This window comes from Nocardia sp. CA-135398, assembly GCF_050955845.1.
Classification (GTDB): Bacteria; Actinomycetota; Actinomycetes; order Mycobacteriales; family Mycobacteriaceae; genus Nocardia.
Genome location: NZ_CP192084.1, coordinates 7,046,401 through 7,070,779, shown reverse-complemented (window position 1 = coordinate 7,070,779; position 24,379 = coordinate 7,046,401). Strand labels below are relative to the sequence as shown.

Sequence of the window (24,379 nt, the reverse complement as noted above, 5' to 3'; positions counted from 1 at the left end):
CTACGGTACGGGTTTCGGCGGCAACGCCGGGACCTCGCCGTAGCTGCTCGGGTAGGGACCGGCCGGTGGCGCACCGGCCGGTCGGCTCGGTCGCCAGAACAGTTTGTCGTGCCTGCTGCGGTCGCGCAGCGCCCACATCCGCCAGGTCAGCACCGGATGCGAGGCCATGGCATTGCTGATCCAGACGAAGAAGCCCTTCTCGACCGCGGCCCGATCGGCCATTTCGTCGAAGCCGACCAATCTGTTCAGATACTTGCCCGCGGCGAGGGTGCCCATGGCACCCGATGCGCCGACGTGGCGGTTGCAGTAGCCGTGGTTGTCGGCGGTGTACTCCTGGGACCGGATCAGCGAGCTGCCGATGATCGGCAGTGACGGTGCCACGAACATGCCGAGCTGACGCCAGTACGAGGTGTGCCCGGCCGCGATATGTCCGACCTCGTGACCGATGATGAAGGCCAGCGCCTCGGGTTCGCGTGCGGCGCCGCCGATTTCGAACAGATCGCTGTAGACCGCGACATAGCGCCGGAACCCGTGACCGGAGGCGAAGGCATTGATCTGGCCGTTGCCGAGCACGACGTAGGCGTCCGGCACCTTGGCCATGCCGAATCGGGCCGCCGCCTCGACCACCAGCTGATAGCCCTCCGGAAATTGGGTCGGCGACATCTTGACGCCGTTGACCCGCATGGACGCGTAGCTCATACCGCGCAGGAACCACACCACGATCGGCGCGAAGACCAGGATGATCAGGTAGATATTCGGCTGCTTGCCATCCAGCACGAGACCGATGCACGCAGCAAGCGCGACCAGCATCGCGAACGTGGTGATCACACAGACGACGACCAGCAGCGGAATCTCCCACGGGTGCCGTGCTGGCATGCCGTACGGAGACAGGCCGCGCGGCTGCCGCTGCGGCGGCGTACCGGGCGGGACCGGAGTGACACCGTATCCGTATGGCGCGGGTCCGTACTGGGGTAGTCCGGGGTACGGTGCGGCAGGATATTGCGGCGACGATGGGTACTGCGGCGAATTGGCGGTCGCGTCCTGAGCCCGCGCCCATCCGCCCAGTGCGGGATAGGGATCGGCGGGTCCGCCCGCCTGCTCAGGCGGCTGGAAGTCGTGCGGCTGCATGCGAAGAACTCTATTCATTTGCCGGGGACGAGGTTCGGCGCCGTTGGCGGGACGTACGCATCTGTCGATTCGCGGCGACGGGCAACGGTGTTAATCGGGACCGCACGTCCCCTCTCGCGGCGCCGCGAAACACGCCTGACAGAATCGCAGCCATGCGCGTATACCTGGGTGCCGACCATGCCGGTTTCGAACTGAAGAATCACGTCAAGGCCCATCTGGAGCAGGCGGGCCACGAGGTCGTCGACTGCGGCGCCCTCGAATACGACGCACTCGACGACTACCCCGCCTTCTGCATCGAGGCGGCCCGCCGCACCGTCGCCGATCCGGGCAGCCTCGGGCTGGTCTTCGGCGGCAGCGGCAACGGTGAGCAGATCGCCGCGAACAAGGTGCCCGGCGCCCGCTGCGCCCTGGCCTGGAGCGTGGAGACCGCCCAGCTGGCCCGTGAGCACAACAATGCCCAGCTGATCGGCATCGGCGGCCGCATGCATTCCACCGAGGAGGCGCTGGCGATCGTGGACGCGTTCGTTTCGACCAAATGGTCCGATGAGCCGCGCCACCAGCGCCGCATCGACATCCTGGCCGAGTACGAGAAGACCGGTGTGGCACCGGCGATTCCGGCCCACTGAGCGCGTAATCCGCCATCGCGCAAGGTAAGCCGAGCGGCGATGCGAGGCGGACCGGAGAGGATCTCTAGTTTCGATGCCTGAGGGCTATGCGCCGCACCGACTCCGGCAATGGCGCTTCGGGGGCAGTGTGGTCTGCGTTTCGAGCTCGCAGCAGGGTGTCGCCGCCTCTGCTGCGCGCGTCGGCGGACCGGAGAGGATTTCGAGCTTCGATGCCTGAAGGGCATACGCTGCATCGGCTCGCGCGACTACATCAGCGGCGTTTCGCCGGGGGAGTGGTGCGTGTTTCCAGCCCGCAGGGCAAATTCGCCGCCGGGGCCGCGCGGGTCGACGGTCAGGCGCTCGTCAAGGCCGAGGCGTGGGGTAAACACCTTCTGCACCACTACGAGTCGGGTCTGGTCGTACATGTGCACCTGGGGCTGTACGGGGTATTCACCGAGGTGCCGCTGCCGATGGGGGAGCCGGTCGGGCAGGTGCGGATGCGGCTCGTCGGTGACGCCTCAGCCGATGATCGCCTGTACGGCAGTGATTTACGCGGCCCGACCGCCTGCGAGGTGTACACCCGGGCCGAGGTGACGGCGCTGACCGAGCGGCTCGGCCCGGATCCGCTGCGGCGCGGCGCCGACCCCGACTGGGCCTGGCGGCGCATTCACCGCTCGCGCAGGCCGATCGGCGCACTGCTGATGGATCAGCAGGTGCTCGCCGGTGTCGGCAATGTCTACCGCGCGGAAGTCCTTTTCCGCCACGGTATTTCGCCGCACCGTCCGGGCACCGGCCTGGATCGTGCGGAATGGGACGCGATCTGGGTGGATCTGACCGAACTCATGCGCGTCGGCGTCCGTCGCGGCAAGATCGTCGTGGTCCGCCGCGAACACGACCATGGCGCACCGGCTTATGCTCCGGACAAGCCGCGGACATACGTGTATCGGCGGGCGGGCGAACCCTGCCGCCTGTGCGGGGCGACTGTCCTGCACTCGGTTCTGGAAGCCCGAAACCTGTTCTGGTGCCCGGCGTGTCAGCCGTCGTGACCGGTTACCGCCGGTCGGTTCGGTCGCCGAGGTCCCGGATCACACGAGCGAGCGCCCGGGTGCGCTCTGTTTCGGCATCGGTACGCCACACCAGGGCGTAGGGCAGCCGCGGGAGGTCGGGGACGGGGATGAAGCGGATGTCCGGTAGCGACCAGTACTCGGTGACATGCGCGGGGAACAGGTGCACGAACTCGCCGCCCGCGATGAGCACCAGGGCGTCGTCGGGACTGGTTGCGTAGGTGCCGCGGGGGATAGGGCGGCCACCTGGGGTATGGAACGGTAGGTAGGCGCCCTCCCAGTACTCCGGCCAATCGGCCCCGATAATGTGCGGGACGTCGGCGAGCGCCTCCGCTGGCAACGACTCCCGTTCAGCGAGTTCATGGTCGGCGGCTACGGCGAGCACACGGGTATCGGAGAACAGGACGGGGCCCACGGTCAGATCCGGTTCCCGGATCGGAGTCCAGACGACCAACGCGTCGACGCTGTCGTCCCGGAGCATGCTGAGCGGATCGGTGATGATGGTGGGACGGCGGATCTGCAGTTCCCACTGCGGGTGCCGCGTCCGGAATTCCTGCCAGTACAGGTGCAGCACCGAGGTGTTGTACGGCAGCAAGTCGACGCGCAGTCCGGCGCTCGGGCCGCGGGCCGCCGTCCGGGCCTGCTGAATGCCTGCCCGCAGCGCGAGGTAAGACGGCCGCAGGCTGTCGCGCAGTTGTTCACCGATCGGGGTTAGCCGCACACTGCGGCTGGTTCGTTCGAACAGCGCCGCGCCGATCTCGCGTTCCTGTTTCTTGATCGCCTTGGTAATGCTCGCGGGCGTGACGTGGAGCCGCTCGGCGGTCCGGCCGAAATGCAGTTCGTCGGCGAGCGTCAGGAAGATCTCGATGTCGCGGAGCTCCACATCGTTCCTGTCGTCGGTGGCCGGTTGCGGTGCCGTCGGTGCCCGGGATGCCGCGTGATCAGCGAATATTACTGGCCGGAGCGGCTGGCGCCGCCGATGGCCCGGGCCGTTCACGCCGCCGCGCCCGGTTCGATCGTGAACCGCTGGGAAATGCTCGTTGCCCGATGCGGTCTTGTTCGGCGCCGGACGAACGCGCACTCTGAATACCGTCACGCGGCTCGAACTCCGTGACTCATGCCGAAGTTCGTCGGCCCCAATGGGATTGGAGAAAGTGTTGTCCATTGCTCATGTCGTCGTCACCATCGTGGCGGCCGGCTGGGTCGCCTTTTCGGCGGTCTCGATGTATCAGAAGGCCAAGTGGGTGGTGGAGCCGCTGGCCGAATACGGTATCCCGCAATCGTGGTGGCCGTGGCTGGCCACCGCCAAGGCCGTCGGGTCCGTGGGGCTGCTGGTTGGCCTCGCCGTCCCTGTGATCGGGCTCGCGGCCGCGGCCGGTCTGGTGTTGTATTTCCTGGGCGCCGTGGTCACGGTGGTGCGGGCGCGTTCCTACGCCCATATTCCGTATCCGCTTATGTATCTGGTGCCCGTAGCCGCCGCGGTGGCGCTCGGGGCCGCGGCCTGATCCACTGACGTCGCTCAGGGCCGCACACACGGCCCTGAGCCCTGCGCCGGAAAGGTGTTGTCGCGTTAGTGGATTCGCTGCGGATCCAGGCCCAGCTCGGACAGGTTCATGGCCATTTTGCGGTGGACCGCCGGGATCCAGTCCAGGGCGCGCAGCGCGGTATTGCGCACACCGCGCAGGGGCGCGCTGCTGACGGTGGCGATGCGGGTCATCGTGTCGGTGAAGGCGACGACCTCCTCGGCAACGGGCCGCCGCTCGGTCTCGTAGGCGTCGAGGGTGGCGTCGGGTGCGCCCTCGCGGATCACCGCGGCCAATTTGGCGGCCAGGTTCAGCGCGTCCTGCAGGCCGGTATTCATGCCCTGCCCGCCGGCGGGGCTGTGCACATGTGCGGCGTCGCCGGCGAGGAAGATCCGGCCCGTGCGGTAGTGCTCGGCGAGCCGGTGGTGCACCCGGAATCGAGAGCTCCACACGATCTCCCGGACGATGGCCGGATCCGCCTGCGGGCCACGCGCGGTCAGCAGGTTCTGCACATGGTCGTGATCGGGTTCGGGTGGTGCCTCGTCCACCGTTGCGACGATCCGATGATGGCCGCCCGGCAGCGGCGCGAGGACGGTCACGCCTTCGGGGGAGAAGTAGAGCCGGATTTCCGCTTCGGGGACGTCCCCGTCCAGCAGGGCATCGGCGAGGACGAACGACTGCGCGTAGGTATCGCCCTGGAAGCCGATGCCGGATTGCTCGCGAACCAGGCTGTGCATACCGTCCGCACCGACCGCGTAGCGTGCCCGGATCTGTTCGCCGGATGTGGTTGTCGCGGTGACTCCGTCGGTGTCCTGGGTGAGCGAAGTCAGTTCGCAGGGCCGGATCACGCTGCCGCCGAGGTTCGACAAACGCCGCAGCAGAACGGCTTCGGTGATGTCCTGAGGAATCAGCAGTGTGTAGGGATAGTCGGTGGGCAGGTCGTCGAAGCCGACGTGCAGCAGGACACGGTCACGTTCCCGGACCGTGGCGCGCGGCACGATGATGCCGCGCGCCACGAGTTCGTCGGTCACCTCGAGTTCGGTCAGCACCTCGAGGGTTCTGGCGTGCACGACCGCGGCACGGGAGGTATTCGCGCCCTCGGCCTGTTTGTCGATGAGCACCGCGGCAACGCCCTTGTCCGCCAAGGACGCCGCAAGTGCCATGCCGACCGGACCGGCGCCGACGATGAGCACATCTGTATGGCTGGGAAGAGTCATGACAGCGACGCTACGGACGCCGCTATGCTGGCGCGTCCGTCAAATGACGGTAGTCGCCACCGTCTCCTGCCGGTCCGTCTAAGTCGACGTACCTGGCGAGTTCGGCGCGCGAGGAGACTCCGAGCTTCGGAAACGCCTTGTACAGGTGATAAGCGACCGTGCGTGCACTGAGGAACAGCCGAGTGCCGATTTCGCGATTGGTCGCGCCGGTCGCGGCCAGCCGGATCACCTGAAGTTCCTGTGGCGTCAATGCCGCCAGCGGATCCGAACTCCGGGTCTGACCGGCCGATGAGACTCCGGTCGCGCGCAATTCCGCCGCGGCGCGGTCGGCCCACGGTGCCGCGCCCAACTGGTCGAAGGTCGACAACGCGGACACGAGTTGGGCGCGCGCGTCGGCGCGGCGATTGTGCCGGCGGAGCCACTCGCCGTAGAGGAGTTCGGTGCGGGCCTGCTCGAAGGGCTGATCGCCGTGCTCATGCAGACTCAGCGCTTGCTCATACAGGTCTGCGGCGTCGCCGTCGGTAAGCAGGGCGTAGCAGCGCTGCAGAACGGCCAGTGACCACGGATTCCCGGTCGCCCGAGCCCAATTCGCGAAGCGGGCCAGCATGGGGTCCGCTCGGTGTGGATCTCCGGTCCGCACGGCGGCCTCGACGTAATCCGGGTAGGCGTAGCGCCAGACGAATCCGTGCCGCGCCGGGCCGGTCGCGGCCTTGTCCAGCCGGGCCAGCACCTGCTGGTACCGACCGAGCCCGGTGTCGAGGGCCACCAACGCCCAGGTTGCCCACGCGTGGCCGGTCATCCACGCGCCGCCCTCGGCCTGTGCTTCCGCGGCCAGGGCATGGCATTGCTTTTCATCGCCGGCTACCGCGTACATCCAGGCGGCCACACCCGATAAGTAGTGCTTCCAATATGGCTGGCCGATATCCCCCGCCAGCAGCCGGGCCTCGAGAGCGGTGGCTCGCGCGGCCCGGTGCCGGCCGCTGACGAGTTCGGCGATCGCGAGCATCATCATGGCCTGCGGCATGCGCCCGATCCGGCCCGCCGATCGGCACACGTCGACCGACCGCGTCGCATCCCTGATCATGCCGGTCACGTCGCCACGGGCGAAGCTGAGGTAGGCCGCCAGAACATGCAGGTCGAAGGGGGCGTCCTCGAGTCGCCCGAGCCCGTACGGCGCGATGTTGACGGCGAGCCGATCGCCCTCCAAGAGCAGTCGAATGTCCTGGGTGAGCGCATGGACCGCGCCGAGTGGTCCGGGCAACGCCGGGGTAAGGCGTTCGGTCTGCCGTGCCAGTTCTATCTGATCCGGGTGCGGTCGGCTGGACCAGGTGTAGATGGCCGCCCAGCCGAGCATCGTCATTCTCGTCACGTCGTCGCGGGCCGACCCGTCCAACGCCACGACACCCTCGTGAAGTAAGCGGGCGGCGTCGAGCGGCCTACCGGCGTCGAAGGCGAGCGCCGCTCGCACCCGGGACAATTCGGCGGCGACCGCGGCCTCGGCGCGCACGGTGCCGGTTGCCGCGCGTTGCACGAGTTCCGCTGCGCGCCCGGATATTCCAGCGTCCAAGGCAGCGGAAGCCGCTGCCGCCCAGCGCCGAACCGCCGCTGCGGGATCGGGTGAGAGCTCGGCGGCGCGGGCATATGCGCTGCAGACCGCGATCTGGCCGCCGCGCCGCCGCGCACGCACCGCCGCTCTTTCCAATTCGTCGGCGATCGCCGCATCGGGGGTGACAGCAATCGCGGCCAGATGCCAGGCTCGCCGGTCGTCGTCGACGGTTTCTGCCAGGGCGGAATGGGCGGCCATGCGCTGACCGACATCCGAGGCGAGCCGGGTCGCGGTGCGCACCAAGGGGTGCCGGAACACGATTCCGGTGGTGGTGACGTGTACGAGGCCGGCCTGCTCGGCTGGGGCGAAGTCGGCCAGATCCACTCCGAGTGTCGCGAGGGCACGCGCCACCGGTGTCACTTGGCCGGTGTCCTCCAAAGCCGCCACCAATAGGCATATGCGCGTCTCCGGCGACAGCACGCGGATTCTCTCGCGGAAACCCGAGAGCACCCGATCCGATGGCGGCTCAGCGATTCCCAGCGAATAGGTGAATGGGGTGAAGGCTCCGGCGCGTTGCTCGGGGGTGAGCATTCGCGTGAGCTCCAGCAGCGCGAGGGGATTGCCGCCCGACTCGGCGACTATCTGGTCGCGGACCGCCGGGGCGAGTGCACCGCCGGAGTCGGCGAGTGCACGCGCGGCCTCCCGATCCAGCCCAGGCAGCCGCAGTTCAGCCACTCCGGGCGCGAAAAAGGAACGACCCTCGTCGCGGGCAGCGAAGATCAGGCTCACCGGCTCGCTGTGTAAACGCCGCACCGCGAACAGCAGCGCGTCGGCGGATTCCTGATCGAGCCAGTGTGCGTCGTCGATCAGACAAAGCAGTGGTTCCTCGGCCGAGAGCTCGGTCAAAAGGCTCAGCGTGGCCAAGCCGACGAGAAACCGGTCGCCGGATGTGGTCTCACCCAGCCCGAGGGCGCTCAGCAGCGCGTCCGCCTGCTGCCGGGGCAGGTGGGTGAGCGTACCGAGGACCGGGCGAAGCAGGACCTGGAGAGCGGCATAGGGTAGCTCGGCCTCGGATTCGATGCCGGTTACCCGCAGCGTCCGGCATTGTGCCGCGGTCTCCGCATAGTCCAGTAGGGCCGACTTTCCGATTCCGGCATCGCCGCGCAGGATCAGGACCCCCGGGCACCCCTGCGCGGACGCGGCGAGCAGTTCGCCGATCGAATCTTCCTCGCACTTGCGGCCATACAGCATCTGCCCGTCCCGATATCCGGAATCCGTTGACTCTGAAACCTTAGTGCCGATGCACTGGCATCAGATAGCAGTCCAGTGCGCTGGAACGCGACAGCCCCGGATCTACCCGGAGATTCGACATCACCGATGGCGACCGAGCCGGGACGCTGGTCGGCCATCCCGGATGGGAATATGGCCGACCGCCCGCACCTGCTGGAGGGCCGAAACCTCTTCTGGCGCCGCACCTGTCAGGCCAGCTGAGACGCTACTGGAAGTAGCGGTGCACCATCTGGGCGATGCATACCGGTTTCTCGGCGCCTTCGCGCTCCATGACCGCGTCGACAGTGACTTGCACCGCGCCGTCGCCGAGGTCGGTGGCGTCGGCGAGGGTGGCGGTGAGGCGGACCTTGGCGCCCGCGGGGACGGGCGCTGGGAATCGGACCTTGTTTAGGCCGTAATTGATTGCCATGCCGCGGTTTTCGATGACGAGTATTTGCGACCAGAGCGGAATGAGTAGCGACAGGGTCAGATAGCCGTGGGCGATGGTGCCGCCGAAGGGGCCGGTCTTCGCGCGTTCGACATCGACATGGATCCACTGCTGGTCGTGGGTGGCCTCGGCGAACATGTCGATATCGCGCTGTGGGATCTCTAGCCAGTCGCTGGTGCCGAGCTCGGTGCCGATGAGGTCGAGTAGGTCGGTGGGTTTGTCGACGGTGGTCGCCATGTGGCGGTCTCCTTCGGTTGTTGTGGATTACGGTGTCAGTCCGCGCATTTGGCGAGCGTCGTCGCGCAGCAGCAGGCGCTGGAGCTTGCCGACGGCGTTTCGCGGCAGCTGCTCACGGAAGACGTAGTACTTCGGGATCTTGTATCGGGCGAGATTTGCTTCGAGATGTGTGCGGATCACGTCTTCATCGATGACGTGACCGGCGCGGACGACGATGAACGCCAATCCGACCTCACCCCAACGCTCGTCGGGCACGGCGACCACAGCGCAGTCGCCGACGCCCTCCAGACGCGCGATGGCCGCTTCGACCTCGGCGGGATAGATGTTCTCGCCACCGGAGATGATCATGTCTTTGACGCGGTCGACAATGTGCGCCCAGCCGTCATCGTCGATGCGGACGATATCGCCGGTGCGGAACCAGCCGTCGATGAACGCCTGTGCGGTGGCATCGGGTCGATGCCAGTATCCGGCAAAGACGTTGGGGCCCTTGACAAGTAGTTCGCCCTGGCCCGGACCTTCGATGATCTCGCCGGTCGGGGTGAGCAGCGCGACGTCGGTGAAGAAGTGCGGAACACCCGCGGATACCGGATGTGCGTCGGCGCCGTGGCGCAGTGCCATCAGCACGCCGGGGGCTGCCTCGGTCATGCCGTAGCCCTGTAGGGCTTGGATGCCGCGGGACAGCCATGCCTTGGCCACGTGTTCGAGGACGGGTGAGCCGCCGAATGCGACGCAGCGGACGCTCGACAGATCGGTGGTCTCCCACTCGGGCGCCTCGCACAGCATTTTCAGCATGGTCGGGGCGAGCGGGAATACCGTGGCCCGCCTGCGCTCGATGGTGGCCAGGAACTCGCCGGGATCGAATTTCGGTATGACAACGACGGTTCCGCCCGCGTAGAGGGTCGGCAGCGTGATCTGCCCAAGGCCGAGTACGTGGAACAGCGGGGCGGAACACAAGCTGACATCGTCGCGGCCGAGACTGAAATGGGCGAACTGGTTGAGGGTGTTCCAGACGATATTGCCGTGGGTGAGTACGGCGCCCTTGGGGCGGCCGGTGGTGCCGGAGGTGTAGAGGATCAATGCGGGATCTTCGAGTCCGACCGCGTGGGCTGGTGGTGTTCGTCCGGTGCGTTCGGCGATCGCGTTCTCGTATTCCTCGCCCAGGTGCAGCAGGCGGGGTGTGGCGGAGCTTCGTGCGAGCGCATCGATACCGGTGTCGGCACCGGTGACGAACACCGCTGGGTCGGCATCATCGAGCAGACCAGCGAGCTCCGGGGCCGCGAGCCGAGTATTGAGTGCGACGAAGATGGCACCGAGATGCATTGTGGCGAAGAGGGTTTCGAAGGTCGCGATATCGTTGTGCCCGAGATAGGCGACTCGGTCGCCCGGTCCGACACCGAATTCGGCGAGGGCCGCTGCGAGGATGTCCACGCGATCGGCGAGGGTGGCGTAGTCGACGCACCGGTCCTGTTGGATCAGCGCGATGGCGTCAGGCTCCATCCTGGCCCGCCGACGCGGCCACGAGCCGATGCCCTGGTCCATCATGCCGACCTCAATCCCAGTGCGGTGATGGCGTTTTCGCGCAGGATCAGGGGGCGGACCTCGTCCTTGATGTCGAGTTGCTCGAAGTCCTTCATCCACCGATCCGGTGAGATGAGCGGAAAGTCCGAGCCGAACAACACCTTTCGTTTGAGCAGGCTGTTGGCGTACTTGACCAGTTGCGGCGGAAAGTATTTCGGCGACCACCCGGACAGATCGATATAGACATTGGGTTTGTGGGTGGCCACGGCCAGCGCTTCGTCCTGCCAGGGAAACGACGGGTGCGCGATGATGATCGTCAGATCCGGGAAGTCGACGGCCACATCGTCGAGCAGCATCGGATTGGAGTACTTGAGCCGGATGCCGCCGCCACCGGGCAGCCCCGATCCGATTCCGGTCTGCCCGGAATGGAACAGGGCGGGCACCCCGAGCTCGCTGATGGTCTCGTAGAGCGGGTAGACGGCGCGATCGTCGGGCCGGAAGGCCTGCACGCTGGGATGGAATTTGAATCCGCGCACCCCGTGCTCGACGACCAGTCGCCGGGCTTCGGCCAGTCCCGCCTTGCCCTTGGCCGGATCGATACTGGCGAACGGGATGAGGACGTCGCTGTGCGCGGCGGCCGCGGTGGCGATGTCGTCATTGCTGATCCGTCGGTGGCCCAATGCTGATTCGGCGTCGACGGTGAATACCACCGCGGCCATGCGGCGTTCCCGATAGTAGGCGGCCATCTCGTCGATGGTCGGCGGGCCCGATTCGGCGCCGAAGTAGTCCTCGGCACCGGCGCGCAGCTGGTCCGGTAGCGAATAGTGGCCGCAGCCATCGGTTTCGGCGTGCGTGTGCACGTCGATCGCGACGAGTTGGTCCAGGTCGAGACTCATGACAGCTGCTGCGCGGTGGTCGGGATCTTGGGCAGCGGGATGCCGTAGGTTTCGAGCTGCTCACCGATCGAGGAGTCGAACGCCTCGGCGATCGCGTCGGCGGTCCAGCCGCCGTCGAGGAAGGCGCTGCGGATTTCGCTCGGATGCGACCAGAGCGACAAGCGGTCGCCGCCGATGCCTACGCACTGCCCGGTGATATGGGCGGACGCATCGGAAGCCAGGAAAACCACCAGTCCGGCGACATCCTCCGGCGTGCCGAACGAAGCTGCGCGACGCACCACCGAGGGAATCGGCTCGCCATTCTTCATTCCCTCGACGTAGGGCGCGAGGAAGGGGATGGTCTCGGTCATCGCGGTCGCCGCATTCGGGATGATCGCGTTGACCGTGATTTCGGCCCTCGCACATTCCATCGCCCACGTGCGCGCCATCGCCGCGATACCGGCTTTGGCTGCCGCGTAGTTGGTTTGACCGAAGTTGCCGCGCTGCCCGGCGGGGGATCCGGCGAGCACGACCCGCCCGCCGTGCCCGGCCTGACGGAAGTGTTTGACCGCTTCCCGAACACAGGTGAAGGTGCCGCGCAGATGAACGTGGATGACGGCGTCGAAGTCGTCGTCGGACATATTCCAGAGCACCTTGTCGCGCAGGATGCCCGCATTGGTCACCATCGCATCCAGTCGCCCGAACGTGTCGACGGCCGCCGCGACGAGGGTCTGCGCGGCCTCGGTGGTGCCGACCGCGACCGGTACGGCGAGTGCTCGACCGCCGGATTCGGCGATTTCGGCGGCGGCCTTCTCGGCGCGGTCGGCGGCCACGTCGTTGACAACGACGGCCGCGCCCGCGGCGGCCAAAGCCTTGGCATAGGCGAGGCCGAGACCTTGTCCGCTGCCGGTGACAATGGCGACTTTGCCGGTGAGATCCATCTGCGATGTTCCTTTCGATGAGCGTCAGAAGATGAGGACGGGTTTGATCGCCTTGCCGGAGGTCATATCCGCCACGGCCTGCCCGATATCGTCGAATGGGTACCGGGTGATCAGCTTGTCGATCGGGAGTCGTCCGCTGTGCACCAGTGACACCAAAGCCGGTATGGCGGTGCGGGTTTCGTGGTCGCCCAGGGTGAGTCCGACGATCTTGCGGCCGGGCAGCATGGCGTTGACGTCGAGGGCCACCTCCGCACCGAACGGTGGTGCGCCGACAATGACCAGCGTGCCGCGTGCGGCGAGGACATCCGCACCGATGCGCAGTACGGCGGTGCTGCCGGTGGTTTCCACGACGGCATCGGCGCCACCGGTGAATTCGGTGATCGCCGCGGCGACATCGGTCGTCGTCGCATCGATGATGTGCGTTGCGCCGAGTTCCCAGGCCAGTTCGAGGCGTTCGGCGACCTTGTCGACGGCGATGATGGTCGTGGCCGGTGACAGCGTGGCCGCCATAATCGCGGATAAGCCGACCGCGCCCGCACCGAGAACCACAACACTCGACCCCGGACGCGGCTGTACGACATTCCAGATCGCGCCGACACCGGTCTGGACGCCGCACCCGAGCGGGGCAATCGTTTCCAGCGGCACGTCCGAGTCGACGACGATCATGCTGCGCTCGTCGACGAGCGCGAGTCGGCTGAACGACGACTGCCCGAAGAAGTGCCCGCCCAAGGGCGCGTGATCGCGGGTGATGGTGTGGCTGTCGTCGGCTCGCGCACCGCCGATCAGGTTGAGCGGCAACCAGGTTGCGCAATAGGCGGGGTGGCCGTCGCGACAGTTCGCGCACGCTCCGCACGAGGTGAACGACAGCAGCACGTGATCACCGGGGACGACACCGGTGACTTCGGATCCGACCCGTTCGACGATGCCCGCGCCTTCGTGACCGAGGACGCCGGGGAGCGGAAACGGCAGCCCGCCGCTGGCGACGCCGAGGTCGGTGTGGCAGACGCCTACAGCGACCATGCGCACGATCGCCTCGTGCGGTGGTGGTTCATCGAGTTCGATCGGCGAGAGGGTGAACGGCGCACCGCCGGATTCGACGACGGCTGCCCAGGTGGTGGTGGTCATGATGGGTGTCCCTGCGGATTCAATCGAGAGCTATGACAACGGATTTGACCTTGGTGTAGGACGCGAGGGCCTCGGGCCCGTATTCGCGTCCGAAGCCGGAGTCCTTGACACCGCCGAACGGCATGGCCGGGTCGAGCATGGCCCAGTCGTTGACCCAGACGATTCCGGCCTGCAATTTGTCGGCGACGCGGTGCGCGCGGGCGAGGTCGGTGGTGTGCAGGCCGGATGCGAGTCCGTAGCGCGTGCCGTTGGCCAGTGCGATCGCTTCGTCTTCGGTATCGAAGGCCTGCACCGTGAGCACCGGCCCGAAGATCTCCTCCTGCACCACGCGGGAGTCGTCGGCGAGGTCCGCGATCACGGTCGGTTTGTAGTAATATCCACCGTCCAGCTCCAGCCGTTCACCACCGCACACGACCCGACCGCCCTCCCGGCGAGCCAGCGCGACATACTCTTCGACCTTCGCGATATGCCGTTGCGCGGCCATCGGTCCCACCACGGTCGCCGGATCGCGGGGGTCGCCGACAGGTACGCCCGCGACGGCTTCGCCGAGGATGCCGACGATGGTCTCGTAGAGCGACCGAGCGACCAGCAGTCGGGGACCGCCCATACAGAACTGCCCGGTATTGAAGACGAACCCTTTGATGATCGCGCCGATGGCCTTCTCGACATCGGCGTCGGCGAACACGATCTGCGCGGCATTGCCGCCGAGTTCCATGGTCACCGGCTTCAACGCCGCACCGGCCGCACTCGCCGCGCGCCGACCGATCTCGGTGGAACCGGTGAACGCGATCTTGTCCACGCCCGGATGTTCGAGCAGCGCCGCACCCACTACCGGGCCGGAGCCCGTGACGACGTTGACCACACCCGATGGCACACCGGCCCGCTCGAACAGCGTCGCCATGAACAGCGCACTGAGCGGCGTCTCTTCGGCGGGCTTGTGGACGACGACATTGCCCGCGGCCAGCGCGGGCGCGATCTTGGAGGTCGACAGGATCAGTGGAAAGTTGAACGGTGTAATGGCGGCGACCACACCGAGTGGATCGCGGCGGGTGTAGGCGAAGGCGGGCAGCGGCGTGCGGCGGGTGGCGCCCTCGATGGTCTGGGCGAGCGCGGCGCAGTACTCGTACTGCTCGATGGTGGTCGAGACGTCCACCGATCGGCACAGGGTGACCGGCTTGCCGACGTCGAGGCTTTCCAGCCGGACCAACTCGTCGGCGTTCTCGCGCACCAGCTCGGCGATTCGGAGCAGAATGCGCGCCCGTTCCCGGCCGCTGCGGCCTGACCATTCGGTGAATGCCGCGCGCGCGGCGGCGACCGCGTGATCGACATCGCTGCGGTCGGCCTCGGCGACAGTGCCGATGACCCGACCGGTCGACGGGTCGACCACATCGCTGTGGCCACCCGATGCGGAGTTCCGCCATTTGCCGTCGATGAACAGCTGTCCGTCGATGTTGTCGTTGGTGCTCATGCTTCCTCGGTCCCGTCCCGACGACTCCGGCCGCGCGGCCGAGATGCGCCTGCTCTCATCAACAGGAAACCTGATGGTTTTAGTGATGTCAGCCACTATTCGCCACTAACAGGATTCCTGTCAATGGTCTATTCTCGATTTCGCCGAACATCCCCGCTACCACGCAGAGGTCAGGAGAGTGCTGGTGACGATCTCGGAGGCGAAGCCGACCATAAGCCGACCGCTGGGCAGTCAGACCTCGCTGCTGTACGCGGTGAAGAGGGTCGAGCTGGCGGTGCGCGCGCGCCTGGACGAGCTGCTGCGCCCGGTCGGGATCACCACCTTGCAGTACACCGCGCTGACCGTGCTCGAGCGGCACGACGGTCTACCGGCCGCGCAGCTGGCGCGGGATTCGTTCGTCACGGCACAGTCGGTCGCCGATGTGGTCCGCGCGCTGGAGAGTCGCGGACTCATTGCGCGCGAACGCAACTCACGCAATCGGCGGGAGCTGCTGATCCACCTGACCGAGGCGGGGCGGCGGTTGCTCGCCGATGTCGCCGACGAGGTCGATGCGGTGGAACAGCAGATGATCAGCGGTATGACGGACGAGCAGGCCGACGATTTCCGCTCGGCATTGGTGCGAGCCTGGCATGCGCTGTCCTGACGGGCTTCGGGAATGACCCAGTCGTCGGTCCTGGCCCGCGCACTGGTTCTGCTGGAGGCGTTCGATAACGCCCACCCGGTGTTGAAGCTGTCGGAACTGGCCGAGCGCACCGGTCTTCCGCAGACCACGGTCTACCGCCATGTCGTCGATCTCGTCCAGTGGGGTGCGCTGGACCGGGCCGCGAGCGGCGGGTATCAGATCGGTTTGCGCATGGTGGAGATCGCCTCCTATTGCCCGCGTGCCAGGCCGATCCGTGATGTCGCGCTGCCGTTCATGGAGGATCTGTACGAGGCGACGCACCAGAATGTGCAGCTGGCGGTGCGCGACGGCACCGAAGTGGTCTATGTCGAATTCCTCGCCGGGCGCGACGCCGTCTTCGTGCGCACCCGAGTGGGTGCGCGGTGGCCGATGCACGCGACCGGCGTCGGGCTGGCCATCCTGGCCTATGCGCCCGCCGAGATCGTGGACAAGATCGCCGACCGGCCGCTGGCGGTATTCACCACGAAGACGATCAGCACGCCCGAGTTGCTGCGTCGCGCGCTGGCCGAGGTGCGCCGCACCGGCGTCGCGATCAGCGACGGACAGATAACCCTCGACGGATATTCCGTCGCCGCACCGATTTTCGGTTCGGATGGTCAGGTCGCGGCGGCACTGTCGATCGTGGTACCGGCCGGGGACTCGCGCCGGGCCATGTGGGCTCCGGCGGTGCGCACCGCGGCCCACGGCATCACGCGCCAGCTGGGTGGCGGGCGCTGACTTCCGTTCGACGGAAGTGTGTCTTGGCTCACGACCAGGCGGCCCACACGATGGACCGCACAGCCCGACCGGGGGATCACATTCAGGAGCATTCCGATGAGCCCGACAACCGCAATTGTCCGCGACCAGTGGTACGTGGCCGCCTACAGCCAGGAGATCGGCCACGACTTGTTCGCGCGAACCATCTGTAACGAGCCACTGGTGTTCTACCGGACCGAGGACGGCACGGTAGCGGCACTGTCGGACCGCTGCATCCACCGCCGCTATCCGCTGTCGCAGTCACGGCTGGTCGGTGACCGTGTCGTCTGCGGCTACCACGGTTTCACCTACGACCGCACCGGCGCCTGTGTCGCGGTGCCAGCGCAGACCCGCATTCCGCGCAGCGCCCGGGTGGCTTCCTACCCTGTGGTGGAACAGGATTCGTTCGTCTGGGTGTGGATCGGCGACAGCGAGTCGGCCGACCCGGCGGCGATACCGCGCGCACCGTGGCTGGTGCAGGACGGCTGGACCACCATCCGCGGCCTGGAGACCATCCAAGCCAGGCATGCGCTGCTGATGGACAATCTGATGGACCTGTCCCACGAAACCTATTTGCACGGCGGTTATATCGGCACACCCGAGGTCGCGGAGACGCCGATCACCACCGAGGTCGACCAGGCCGCCGGTGTGGTGCGGGTGAGCAGGCATATGGACGATGCCGAATGCCCGCCGTTCTATGCCAATTCGACCGGCATCACCGGACGCATCACCCGATGGCAGGACATCGAGTTCCAGCCGCCGTGCCTGTACCGACTGCACAGCCGCGTCGCGCCGCAGGGCGACTATCCGCCCGACGGCTACCAGCCCGGACGCGGTGCCGATACCGATCCCGGCGCGTTCCACACCGAAATCGTGTACGCCCTCACTCCGGAAACCGAGCATTCGGTACACGACTTCTGGATGGTGGCAAGGGATTTCGCGATCGACGACCAGGACGTGACCGACTACCTGCACAAGAGCAATCACACCGTGGTCATGCAGGACGTGGTGGCGCTGAACCTGGTCGAGGAGGTCATCGCCGCGGAGGAACGCGCCGGTGGCACTTACCAGGAGCTCTCGATCAATATCGATACCGGCGCCTTGGCGGCACGTCGGCTCATCGCCCAGCTCGCCCGGACCGAAACGACCCGAGCATGACCGCGGCCGCCTGCCATCGCGTGCAGTGGTACCCGGGCAGCGATCAGCTGTTGGGCCGATGCCATTGCGGCGCAACCCGTATCGCCGATGACCCGATCGAGATCTGGCAATGGTTGCTCGCCCACCCGGACGGTCATCGCAACGAGGTTCCCGATCCGCGGCCCGCCACCCTGATCGGAGCCGGAGCATGATCACCGAACCGGAATTCGCCGTCACCGTCGCCGACCGCCGCACCCTTGCCGACGGCATCATCGAACTCACCCTCGCCGTGACCGACGGGCACATTCCGAAATGGCAGCCGGGCGCACACATCGACCTGATCCTGCGGCCGGACCTGGTACGCCAGTATTCGCTGTGCGGCGATCCCGACGACCACGGCCGATTGACGGTCGCGGTCCTGCGTGAGACGAGCGGCCGGGGCGGATCGGCCTACATCCACGACCGGCTGACCCTAGGCGAACGCCTGCGAATCCGAGGCCCCCGCAACAACTTCCCGCTCCGCGACGCGGAACGCTATCGGTTCATCGCCGGTGGCGTCGGTATCACACCGCTGCTGCCGATGATCCGCACCGTCGCGGGTCGCGGCGGTGAGTGGAGCCTGCACTACGGCGGCCGCACCCGCGCGAGTCTGGCCTACCTACCCGAACTGTCGGAGCTCGGGCCGATCGAGGTGTATCCGCAGAGCGAGACCGGTCCGCTCGATCTCGACGCCATCCTGTCCGGTCCGGAGCCGGGCACGCTGGTGTACTGCTGCGGCCCGGAGTCGCTGTTGGCGGCGGTCGAAAGCCGATGCGCCGCAACCTGGCCCGCCGATGCCATGCACCTCGAGCGGTTCGCGCCGAAGCCTACCGAAGTGACTGTCGATTCCGCCTTCGACGTCGAATGCGCGCAATCCGGTGTCACCGTGCACATCCCGGTGAATACCTCCGTCCTCGACGCCGTCGAACAGGCCGGTATCGCGGTCCTGTCCTCCTGCCGTGAAGGCACCTGCGGCACCTGCGAAACCGTTGTCCTGGACGGTATCCCCGACCATCGCGACAGCATCCTCACCGCACAGGACACCGACGTGATGATGATCTGCCGCTCACGTTCGCGCACACCGCGCCTGGTCCTGGACATCTAGTCCGCTATCGAAAGGTTCCTGTTATGCCCGTCGTCCGTGTCTCCGATACCGATGTCCACTACTCCGTGTCCGGTGCCGGACCAGGATTGGTCCTCGTCCACGGCACCAGCATGAGCGCCGAATCCAATTTCGGGCACCTCATAGCCGAGTTCACCGATCGCCACACCGTTGTCACACCCGACTACGCGGGCAGCGGCGCCACCACCGCACCCGAGCGCCGGTTGACCCTCGACCTGCTGGTCCAGCAGATCATCGCGACCATCGAGGACGCATCGACCGGCCCGGTCGACCTGGTCGGCTTCTCGCTCGGCGCGGTCGTCTCGGCGGCCGTCGCGGCACGGCGGCCCGAACTGGTGCGCAGACTCGTCCTGGTAGCCGGTTGGTCGGTGACGGAGGATCCTCGGCAGCTGCTCACCCTGCACGGCTGGGCTGCGTCATTGGAGGCCGGTCCCGAAATGGCCTCCGCATTCGGTCCGCTGCTTGCGTTCAGCCCGGCATTCCTGAGCGGCCTCGGCCATGCGGGCCTGGCGCAATTGCGCGCCACGAAACCCGAACCCGGAACGCTGCGACAGATCGAGGTGAACCTCGACGTGGACATCCGAAACGAGCTGAGCCGTATCGCCGCACCGACATTGGTGATCGGCTGCACCCAGGACCAGCTGGTACCGGTTACCCACGCCCGTGGGCTGCACGCCGCGATCCCGAACAGCCGATACGCCGAAATCGATTGCGGCCATGTGGTGTTCTTCGAGAAGCCAGCCGAACTCGTGTCGCTGGTACAAGAGTTCTTGGCCAGCTGAAGTACAGGCCCGCTGGTTGGCGGGCCGGTACCGGATCAGCCTGCGACGGCCTTGATTTCGGGTTGGTCGGAGTCAGCGAGGGCGAAGCGGCGTCCGCCCGCGGTCTTCGCCGAATACATCGCCCGATCGGCACTACGCAGCAGATCGGTGAAATCACAGGAGTTGCCCGGCGGACAGTAGGCAGTGCCGACACTGGCCGAGACCGGTACTGGACCGGCCGTCGTCCACACTGGATCCCGCAGCGCGGCCACGATCTGACGCGCGACTTCGCTGACCGTGTTGTGCAGCGGGTTGGTGGCGAGTACGAATTCGTCACCGCCGTAACGGCAGATGACCGTATCCGGCGGGCAGATCTCACGCAGCCTGCGAGCCAGTTCGACGAGCACCTCGTCGCCGACGGCATGTCCGTAGTTGTCGTTGATCTGCTTGAACCGGTCCAGGTCGATCAGCAGCAGACCGACGCCGCGGTTCGGATCCGCCGCCATCAGCCGCACCTTGTCCTGCAGCAGCGTCCGGTTGGCCAGATCGGTGAGCGCGTCGTGGGTGGCCTCGTGCCGCAGCCGATGCTGTAGCGCGGCGATCTCCTGCACCCGCAACGACACCGCGGCCGAAATGTGTTGCTCCTGCTGGGCCAGCGCCCGCTCCTGCAGCGCCTGGGCATAGCTGTCGATGGCCTGACTGGCGACCAGCGGCCAGCGCGTCGCCACCAGCGACCCGGGCGCCCCCGCCGGGAAGCCGAGCAGCCAGCGGGTGGCCTGGGCCAGCATTCTGGTCCGTTCGAACGGCGCCTCGACCAGGCGCGCCCCCAAGTCCCGCGCCGCGGGCACCGGGAAGGGCTCGGACCTGGCCAGCAACAGCAGCCGCTCGATGATGTCGATCAATACCGGCTGCAACTGTTGTGGTGACGCGTGTGATCCCGGTTCCGCGCAGACCGCACGCGCCCACGCGCCTGCCATCTGCGCTACGGGTGGCTCGATATCCGCAGACATCGCACTCACCCGCCACGGGTGATGTCGGTAGCCGGGTGCCCTGTTCCCACGCAGGTGCCGGCGTCACCCCGATCGTTCCCACTGCTACGCGGTTGTGTCCACCTCGCTTGGTGCACGCTCACCGCCCCCTTTCCAGATACCCCCGTCCGGCAAAAAGGATCCTAGCAAGCCACTCGGCACTGAAAAACGCCGTTTTATAACGAGTTATCGGTCCCTCGCGAATGGCGATCGGGTATGTGATCGCGCTCGCGCCGTCGGCGTTACACATCAATTTTGTTCGCCGGGAAGTCGCGGACCGACACGCCGGCAGCACGCCGAAAGGGGAGGTTTCCGGCTCGCTCGCCAACCTCGCCGCGATTAGTAATAGCGATCTGCTACCGTCGATGGTGAGGATTCGCTGGGCAACGGCCCCGCTGAGCGGTTCGGTGGGGGCTGATTGGCGTTTCCGAGGCCGGATTCGGTACAGTCGGTTCGCACACGACATCGTGGCGATCCCATCAGATGTCGTATGCCTGCGGGTGTAGTTCAATGGTAGAACCTCAGCCTTCCAAGCTGATGGTGCGGGTTCGATTCCCGTCACCCGCTCCACACAGGATTCATCCTCGTCGGCACCGTCTTTCGCCGCGAGGTCACGGGGTGTAGCGCAGCTTGGTAGCGCATCCGCTTTGGGAGCGGAGGGTCGCAGGTTCAAATCCTGTCACCCCGACAGCATTGGCAGGTCCGAGGCCCTTTCGAGGCTCGCAGACCGGCGGGGTGACACGGTTTCGGCATGTCCCAGTTGGTGTTTCACCGCCTCGGCGCCGTACTTCTCGGAAGCTGCACGGCATGACCTATGCGAAGGTCGAATCCGACACCCCCGCCAGCGCGGGCAAAAGCTGTTCGCCTCGAACGGTGTTCCGTTGCGGCCGATCAAGACCGGGCGTCCGGCGACGGACCGAGTGGTTTGCTGGCAGTCGCACCAGCAGATAGCCAGCACTTCGCCGGAAGTATTCCGGTGCCGAAGAAAACTTCGCGATCTCGAGGATCGTCGGGTCGCGCCGCGGTCCGCTCGTGTTGATGGGGGCAGCTGGGACTTCATGACCCGCCGGCCGGACACGCCCTGCGCCCGCAACGGATTCCAACACCTCCTTCGATGGATCGTCTTCCCATGGGTGCGAATACAGGTCGAGCATCCGGGCCGCTGTCGTCGGCAGAATAGCGGTCGAGGAGCCCGTCCACTTCGGGCCGGGCGCGCCATCCATCTGCGGACGGCGCCCACTCATGTCCGCGGTGCGCTCGCATACCTAGGTAATGAACTCCGCTGTTTCCCTGGCAGCACCCGATGTCCATACCTCCCCCATCTGGGAATACTGACCCGACGTGCAGACAAGTCGCATGTGCCTGAGGGAACGGGGTGGGGTGGAGGGCGGTGTGATGATTCCGTGGGCGACGGTGGAGACGTTGGCACCACAGGTCGTGTCGGTGGCTTCGGTGGGGGAGGGGGCGCGTAATTTCGCCAGTTGTGACCGGGTTGTGCAGCGATTGCTGGGTAAGACTCCGGCGCTCTACGACACGCTCACGACCCGCGATATCACCGGGATGATCCGCTTGGTGCACCTGCGGGCCGAGGATATGGATCTGACGATCCCGACCCGGGCCGGGGCATACAAGCTGTTGCTGCGGCCGGTTCTCGGTCCGGGCGGCGATGTGCACGCGGTGCGGTTGTGGCTCGGTCCCGCCGCCGCGCCGATTCCCCCATTGCGCCCGGCGGTCGGTCTGATCTGGGAACTCGATACGCAGTTGATCCACCAGCCCGTCGGCCTTCGGCGGCTGTGCGGTGTCGAGGCCGAAGAGTACGTGCCTCGACGTTCCATTGCCGAACTGTTCCATCGGATTTCGAAATTCGATCGACATGTGGAGGTGCTCGATCTGCTCTACGGTCCGGTGCCGGGTCAGAAGCTCCAGTTCGACGCGATCGTGACCAGTGCGTCCGCACGACGGGGACAATGGCGGATCACCATGCGTGCTCGCGATGACGAACGTACCCGCGGCGCCTGGTGGTTGATCGAAGACGTGACCTCGGACCCCATGCCATCGATGGCGCCGCCCCTCGATCACATCGCTTTGTGGGAGGCCCACCGCCGTGCCGGGACCCATTTGGCCATAGTGCAACTCGAGCACGCCACTATCTCCCATTGGCTCACCGAGCCTGCCCCCTGGGTCCGGTGGGATTACCTGTTCCGGCCGGCCGATGTGTTCCATCCCGGTGATCGTGCTCGATTGGCCGATCTCGGCGGTGGGCTCGCATCCGGTGATGCGGCGGAAGTTACCGTCCGCACATTGAACTACCAGGGCGGATACACGCCGACGTCACTGGTGCTCTATCCGTATCCCGGATATTCGGTTCGCCCGCTCACCATCGCCCAACTCGTCCACGTCGGCGGCGATCTGCCGATTGCCCGACCGAGCGATCCCGTCGGATACGACGAACAACTGTGGCACTGTCGGTCCAACCTGCGGGCACATATCCCGGCTCACTGACCGCTAGGTCGGGGACCGGGCATCGGTAGTGGCCGGACGGTGCTGGCTGGGCTGCAGTGCCGAAATGCGTACGAATCTACCGATGTTCGGGACATACCTATTGGGAAATCGTTACCGCGACCCACCACTTGCCTGTGTGACATGGCCAGCGTTTGGAGTTTCGCTTTTGAACACGCAACAGCAGCCCGATACCGGTCCGGTTCCGCACCACGTGTCGCCCGCTGGGGGCGATGGTGACTACGTCCCGATGTATTCTCCGGAATTCGCCGCCGATCCACACACGGCTTATCGGCAGATGCGCAGCCGCTACGGCGCGATGGCACCGGTGGAACTCGCGCCAGGGGTGCCCGCGACCCTGGTGCTCGATTACTACACCGCGGTGCGCATCTTGAACGATCCAGAGCATTTCCCTGCCGATCCACGCGGCTGGCAGCAGACGATACCCATCGAATGTCCGGTGCGCCCGATACTGGAGTGGCGTCCGAACGCGCTGCGCAGCGCCGGTAACGAACACACCCGCTATCGGCAAGCTATCGCCGCGGCCATCGATGGTGCCGATCTGCACGCCCTGCATGCCACTGTGGAGTCCATTGCCGTACCGCTGATCGAGTCCTTCGACTCCTCCGATACGGCGGACCTGATCAGCCAATACGCCTTACCACTCGCATTCGGCGCGATCAACGCGATGCTGGGCTGCCCACCGGAGATCGGTCAGCGGGTCGCACAGGCGACTGCCGCGATCTTCGATGGGGTCGACGCCGAACAAGGCAACAAGATGCTCAGCGATGCTTTGCTGGACCTGATCGCCTTGAAACGAGACGAACCCGGCGATGACATCACCACGCGACTACTCACGCATCCCACCCGACTCGACGAGTCGGAGTTGATTCATCAGCTCGTCATCTTGTACGGCGCGGGAATCGAACCGCAACAGAATCTGATCGCCAATACACTGCTGCTGATGCTCACCGACGAGCGGTTCGCGGGAAATGTGTTGGGCGGCAGCCTATCGACCAGGGACGCACTCGACGAGGTCTTGTTCGCCGACCCGCCGATGGCCAATTTTTGCGTCACGTATCCACGACAACCGATTCTGTCCAGCAATATCTGGCTGCCCGCCAATGAACCGGTCGTCATCAGCATGGCCGCCTGCAACAACGATCCGACGATCAGCAGCGGTGAGTATCTCGGCAATCGTTCGCACCTGGCATGGGGTGCTGGACCACACGCCTGCCCGGCGCGAACGGCGGCCTATCTGATCGCCCAAGACGCCATCGATCAACTCCTCGACGCGCTGCCCGATCTGACGCTGGCCGTGCCGGTCGATGAACTGAGCTGGCGGCCCGGACCGTTCCACCGTGCTCTTGCCGCCCTACCCGTGGCACTCCGGGCGACATAGCCATCGGGG

General features: G+C 66.3%; 22 protein-coding genes and 2 tRNA genes. 13 read left to right on the top strand and 11 right to left on the bottom strand.

Features of this window, described 5'->3' with window-relative positions; translation table 11 throughout:
• Nucleotides 1–1,128 (bottom strand): M48 family metallopeptidase, encoded by a 1,128-nt coding sequence (locus ACQP1T_RS31485; RefSeq protein WP_433756655.1) that lies wholly within the window; start codon nucleotides 1,126–1,128, stop codon nucleotides 1–3.
• A 152-nt stretch (nucleotides 1,129–1,280) separates the two neighbouring features.
• Between ACQP1T_RS31485 and ACQP1T_RS31480 the strand changes: the two genes are divergently transcribed.
• Both ACQP1T_RS31480 and ACQP1T_RS31475 read left to right on the top strand, forming a co-directional pair.
• Nucleotides 1,281–1,754, top strand: a complete 474-nt coding sequence (locus tag ACQP1T_RS31480; RefSeq protein WP_397039069.1) for a ribose-5-phosphate isomerase — start codon at nucleotides 1,281–1,283, stop codon at nucleotides 1,752–1,754.
• 209 nt (nucleotides 1,755–1,963) lie between these two features.
• The gene (locus ACQP1T_RS31475; protein ID WP_433756654.1) at nucleotides 1,964–2,779 is read left to right on the top strand and encodes an Fpg/Nei family DNA glycosylase; all 816 of its coding nucleotides are present in this window, start codon (nucleotides 1,964–1,966) and stop codon (nucleotides 2,777–2,779) included.
• Nucleotides 2,780–2,783: 4 nt separating this feature from the next.
• Here ACQP1T_RS31475 and ACQP1T_RS31470 read toward each other — a convergent pair whose 3' ends face one another.
• Nucleotides 2,784–3,680, bottom strand: coding sequence for a LysR family transcriptional regulator (locus ACQP1T_RS31470; RefSeq protein WP_433756653.1), 897 nt, complete (start codon nucleotides 3,678–3,680; stop codon nucleotides 2,784–2,786).
• Nucleotides 3,681–3,954: 274 nt separating this feature from the next.
• Here ACQP1T_RS31470 and ACQP1T_RS31465 point away from each other — a divergent pair, with 274 nt between their 5' ends.
• A complete protein-coding gene (locus ACQP1T_RS31465) occupies nucleotides 3,955–4,302 on the top strand; it encodes a DoxX family protein (RefSeq protein WP_433756652.1) in 348 nt (115 codons plus the stop codon).
• A gap of 65 nt (nucleotides 4,303–4,367) precedes the next feature.
• Here ACQP1T_RS31465 and ACQP1T_RS31460 read toward each other — a convergent pair whose 3' ends face one another.
• From ACQP1T_RS31460 to ACQP1T_RS31425, 8 genes are all read right to left on the bottom strand, one after another.
• A complete protein-coding gene (locus ACQP1T_RS31460) occupies nucleotides 4,368–5,537 on the bottom strand; it encodes an FAD-dependent monooxygenase (protein WP_433756651.1) in 1,170 nt (389 codons plus the stop codon).
• A 22-nt stretch (nucleotides 5,538–5,559) separates the two neighbouring features.
• Complete coding sequence (locus ACQP1T_RS31455; protein WP_433756650.1) at nucleotides 5,560–8,334, bottom strand: LuxR C-terminal-related transcriptional regulator; 2,775 nt, start codon at nucleotides 8,332–8,334, stop codon at nucleotides 5,560–5,562.
• A 244-nt stretch (nucleotides 8,335–8,578) separates the two neighbouring features.
• On the bottom strand, nucleotides 8,579–9,037 hold the full coding sequence (locus tag ACQP1T_RS31450) for a MaoC family dehydratase (RefSeq protein WP_433756649.1): 459 nt from the start codon (nucleotides 9,035–9,037) through the stop codon (nucleotides 8,579–8,581).
• A gap of 27 nt (nucleotides 9,038–9,064) precedes the next feature.
• A complete protein-coding gene (locus ACQP1T_RS31445) occupies nucleotides 9,065–10,579 on the bottom strand; it encodes an acyl-CoA synthetase (protein WP_433756648.1) in 1,515 nt (504 codons plus the stop codon).
• On the bottom strand, nucleotides 10,576–11,451 hold the full coding sequence (locus tag ACQP1T_RS31440; protein ID WP_433756647.1) for an amidohydrolase family protein: 876 nt from the start codon (nucleotides 11,449–11,451) through the stop codon (nucleotides 10,576–10,578). Before ACQP1T_RS31440 ends, ACQP1T_RS31445 begins: the two co-directional genes overlap by 4 nt.
• Nucleotides 11,448–12,371, bottom strand: a complete 924-nt coding sequence (locus ACQP1T_RS31435) for an SDR family oxidoreductase (RefSeq protein WP_433756646.1) — start codon at nucleotides 12,369–12,371, stop codon at nucleotides 11,448–11,450. The genes ACQP1T_RS31440 and ACQP1T_RS31435 overlap by 4 nt, the downstream gene beginning before the upstream one ends.
• A 24-nt stretch (nucleotides 12,372–12,395) precedes the next feature.
• Nucleotides 12,396–13,496, bottom strand: a complete 1,101-nt coding sequence (locus ACQP1T_RS31430; protein WP_433756645.1) for an NAD(P)-dependent alcohol dehydrogenase — start codon at nucleotides 13,494–13,496, stop codon at nucleotides 12,396–12,398.
• A 19-nt stretch (nucleotides 13,497–13,515) separates the two neighbouring features.
• Nucleotides 13,516–14,964 carry an aldehyde dehydrogenase family protein gene (locus ACQP1T_RS31425; protein ID WP_433756644.1) on the bottom strand — a complete coding sequence of 483 codons (1,449 nt, stop codon included), beginning with the start codon at nucleotides 14,962–14,964 and terminating at the stop codon, nucleotides 13,516–13,518.
• Nucleotides 14,965–15,148: 184 nt separating this feature from the next.
• On the opposite strand from ACQP1T_RS31425, the gene ACQP1T_RS31420 reads away from it, so the two are divergent.
• The 6 genes from ACQP1T_RS31420 (at nucleotide 15,149) to ACQP1T_RS31395 (ending at nucleotide 19,462) form a co-directional block, all read left to right on the top strand.
• Nucleotides 15,149–15,607: a MarR family winged helix-turn-helix transcriptional regulator gene (locus ACQP1T_RS31420; protein WP_433756643.1), complete on the top strand. Its 459-nt coding sequence runs from the start codon at nucleotides 15,149–15,151 to the stop codon at nucleotides 15,605–15,607.
• A gap of 12 nt (nucleotides 15,608–15,619) precedes the next feature.
• Entirely contained in the window at nucleotides 15,620–16,363 is a 744-nt protein-coding gene (locus ACQP1T_RS31415) for an IclR family transcriptional regulator (RefSeq protein WP_433756642.1), read from the top strand.
• A gap of 96 nt (nucleotides 16,364–16,459) precedes the next feature.
• Entirely contained in the window at nucleotides 16,460–17,539 is a 1,080-nt protein-coding gene (locus ACQP1T_RS31410; RefSeq protein WP_433756641.1) for a Rieske 2Fe-2S domain-containing protein, read from the top strand.
• The gene (locus ACQP1T_RS31405; RefSeq protein WP_433756640.1) at nucleotides 17,536–17,730 is read left to right on the top strand and encodes a hypothetical protein; all 195 of its coding nucleotides are present in this window, start codon (nucleotides 17,536–17,538) and stop codon (nucleotides 17,728–17,730) included. The genes ACQP1T_RS31410 and ACQP1T_RS31405 overlap by 4 nt, the downstream gene beginning before the upstream one ends.
• On the top strand, nucleotides 17,727–18,662 hold the full coding sequence (locus ACQP1T_RS31400) for a PDR/VanB family oxidoreductase (protein ID WP_433756639.1): 936 nt from the start codon (nucleotides 17,727–17,729) through the stop codon (nucleotides 18,660–18,662). Before ACQP1T_RS31405 ends, ACQP1T_RS31400 begins: the two co-directional genes overlap by 4 nt.
• A gap of 23 nt (nucleotides 18,663–18,685) precedes the next feature.
• Nucleotides 18,686–19,462, top strand: a complete 777-nt coding sequence (locus ACQP1T_RS31395) for an alpha/beta fold hydrolase (RefSeq protein WP_433756638.1) — start codon at nucleotides 18,686–18,688, stop codon at nucleotides 19,460–19,462.
• Between the two features lie 35 nt (nucleotides 19,463–19,497).
• Here the strand turns inward: ACQP1T_RS31395 and ACQP1T_RS31390 are convergent, their stop codons facing one another.
• Entirely contained in the window at nucleotides 19,498–20,451 is a 954-nt protein-coding gene (locus ACQP1T_RS31390; RefSeq protein ID WP_433756637.1) for a diguanylate cyclase domain-containing protein, read from the bottom strand.
• Between the two features lie 514 nt (nucleotides 20,452–20,965).
• Between ACQP1T_RS31390 and ACQP1T_RS31385 the strand changes: the two genes are divergently transcribed.
• From ACQP1T_RS31385 to ACQP1T_RS31370, 4 genes are all read left to right on the top strand, one after another.
• Nucleotides 20,966–21,039 (top strand) — tRNA-Gly (locus ACQP1T_RS31385).
• A gap of 44 nt (nucleotides 21,040–21,083) precedes the next feature.
• Nucleotides 21,084–21,157: transfer RNA gene (locus tag ACQP1T_RS31380), tRNA-Pro, on the top strand.
• 707 nt (nucleotides 21,158–21,864) lie between these two features.
• Nucleotides 21,865–22,971, top strand: coding sequence for a GAF domain-containing protein (locus tag ACQP1T_RS31375; protein ID WP_433762437.1), 1,107 nt, complete (start codon nucleotides 21,865–21,867; stop codon nucleotides 22,969–22,971).
• A gap of 166 nt (nucleotides 22,972–23,137) precedes the next feature.
• The gene (locus tag ACQP1T_RS31370) at nucleotides 23,138–24,370 is read left to right on the top strand and encodes a cytochrome P450 (RefSeq protein WP_433756636.1); all 1,233 of its coding nucleotides are present in this window, start codon (nucleotides 23,138–23,140) and stop codon (nucleotides 24,368–24,370) included.
• Nucleotides 24,371–24,379 lie beyond the last annotated feature (9 nt).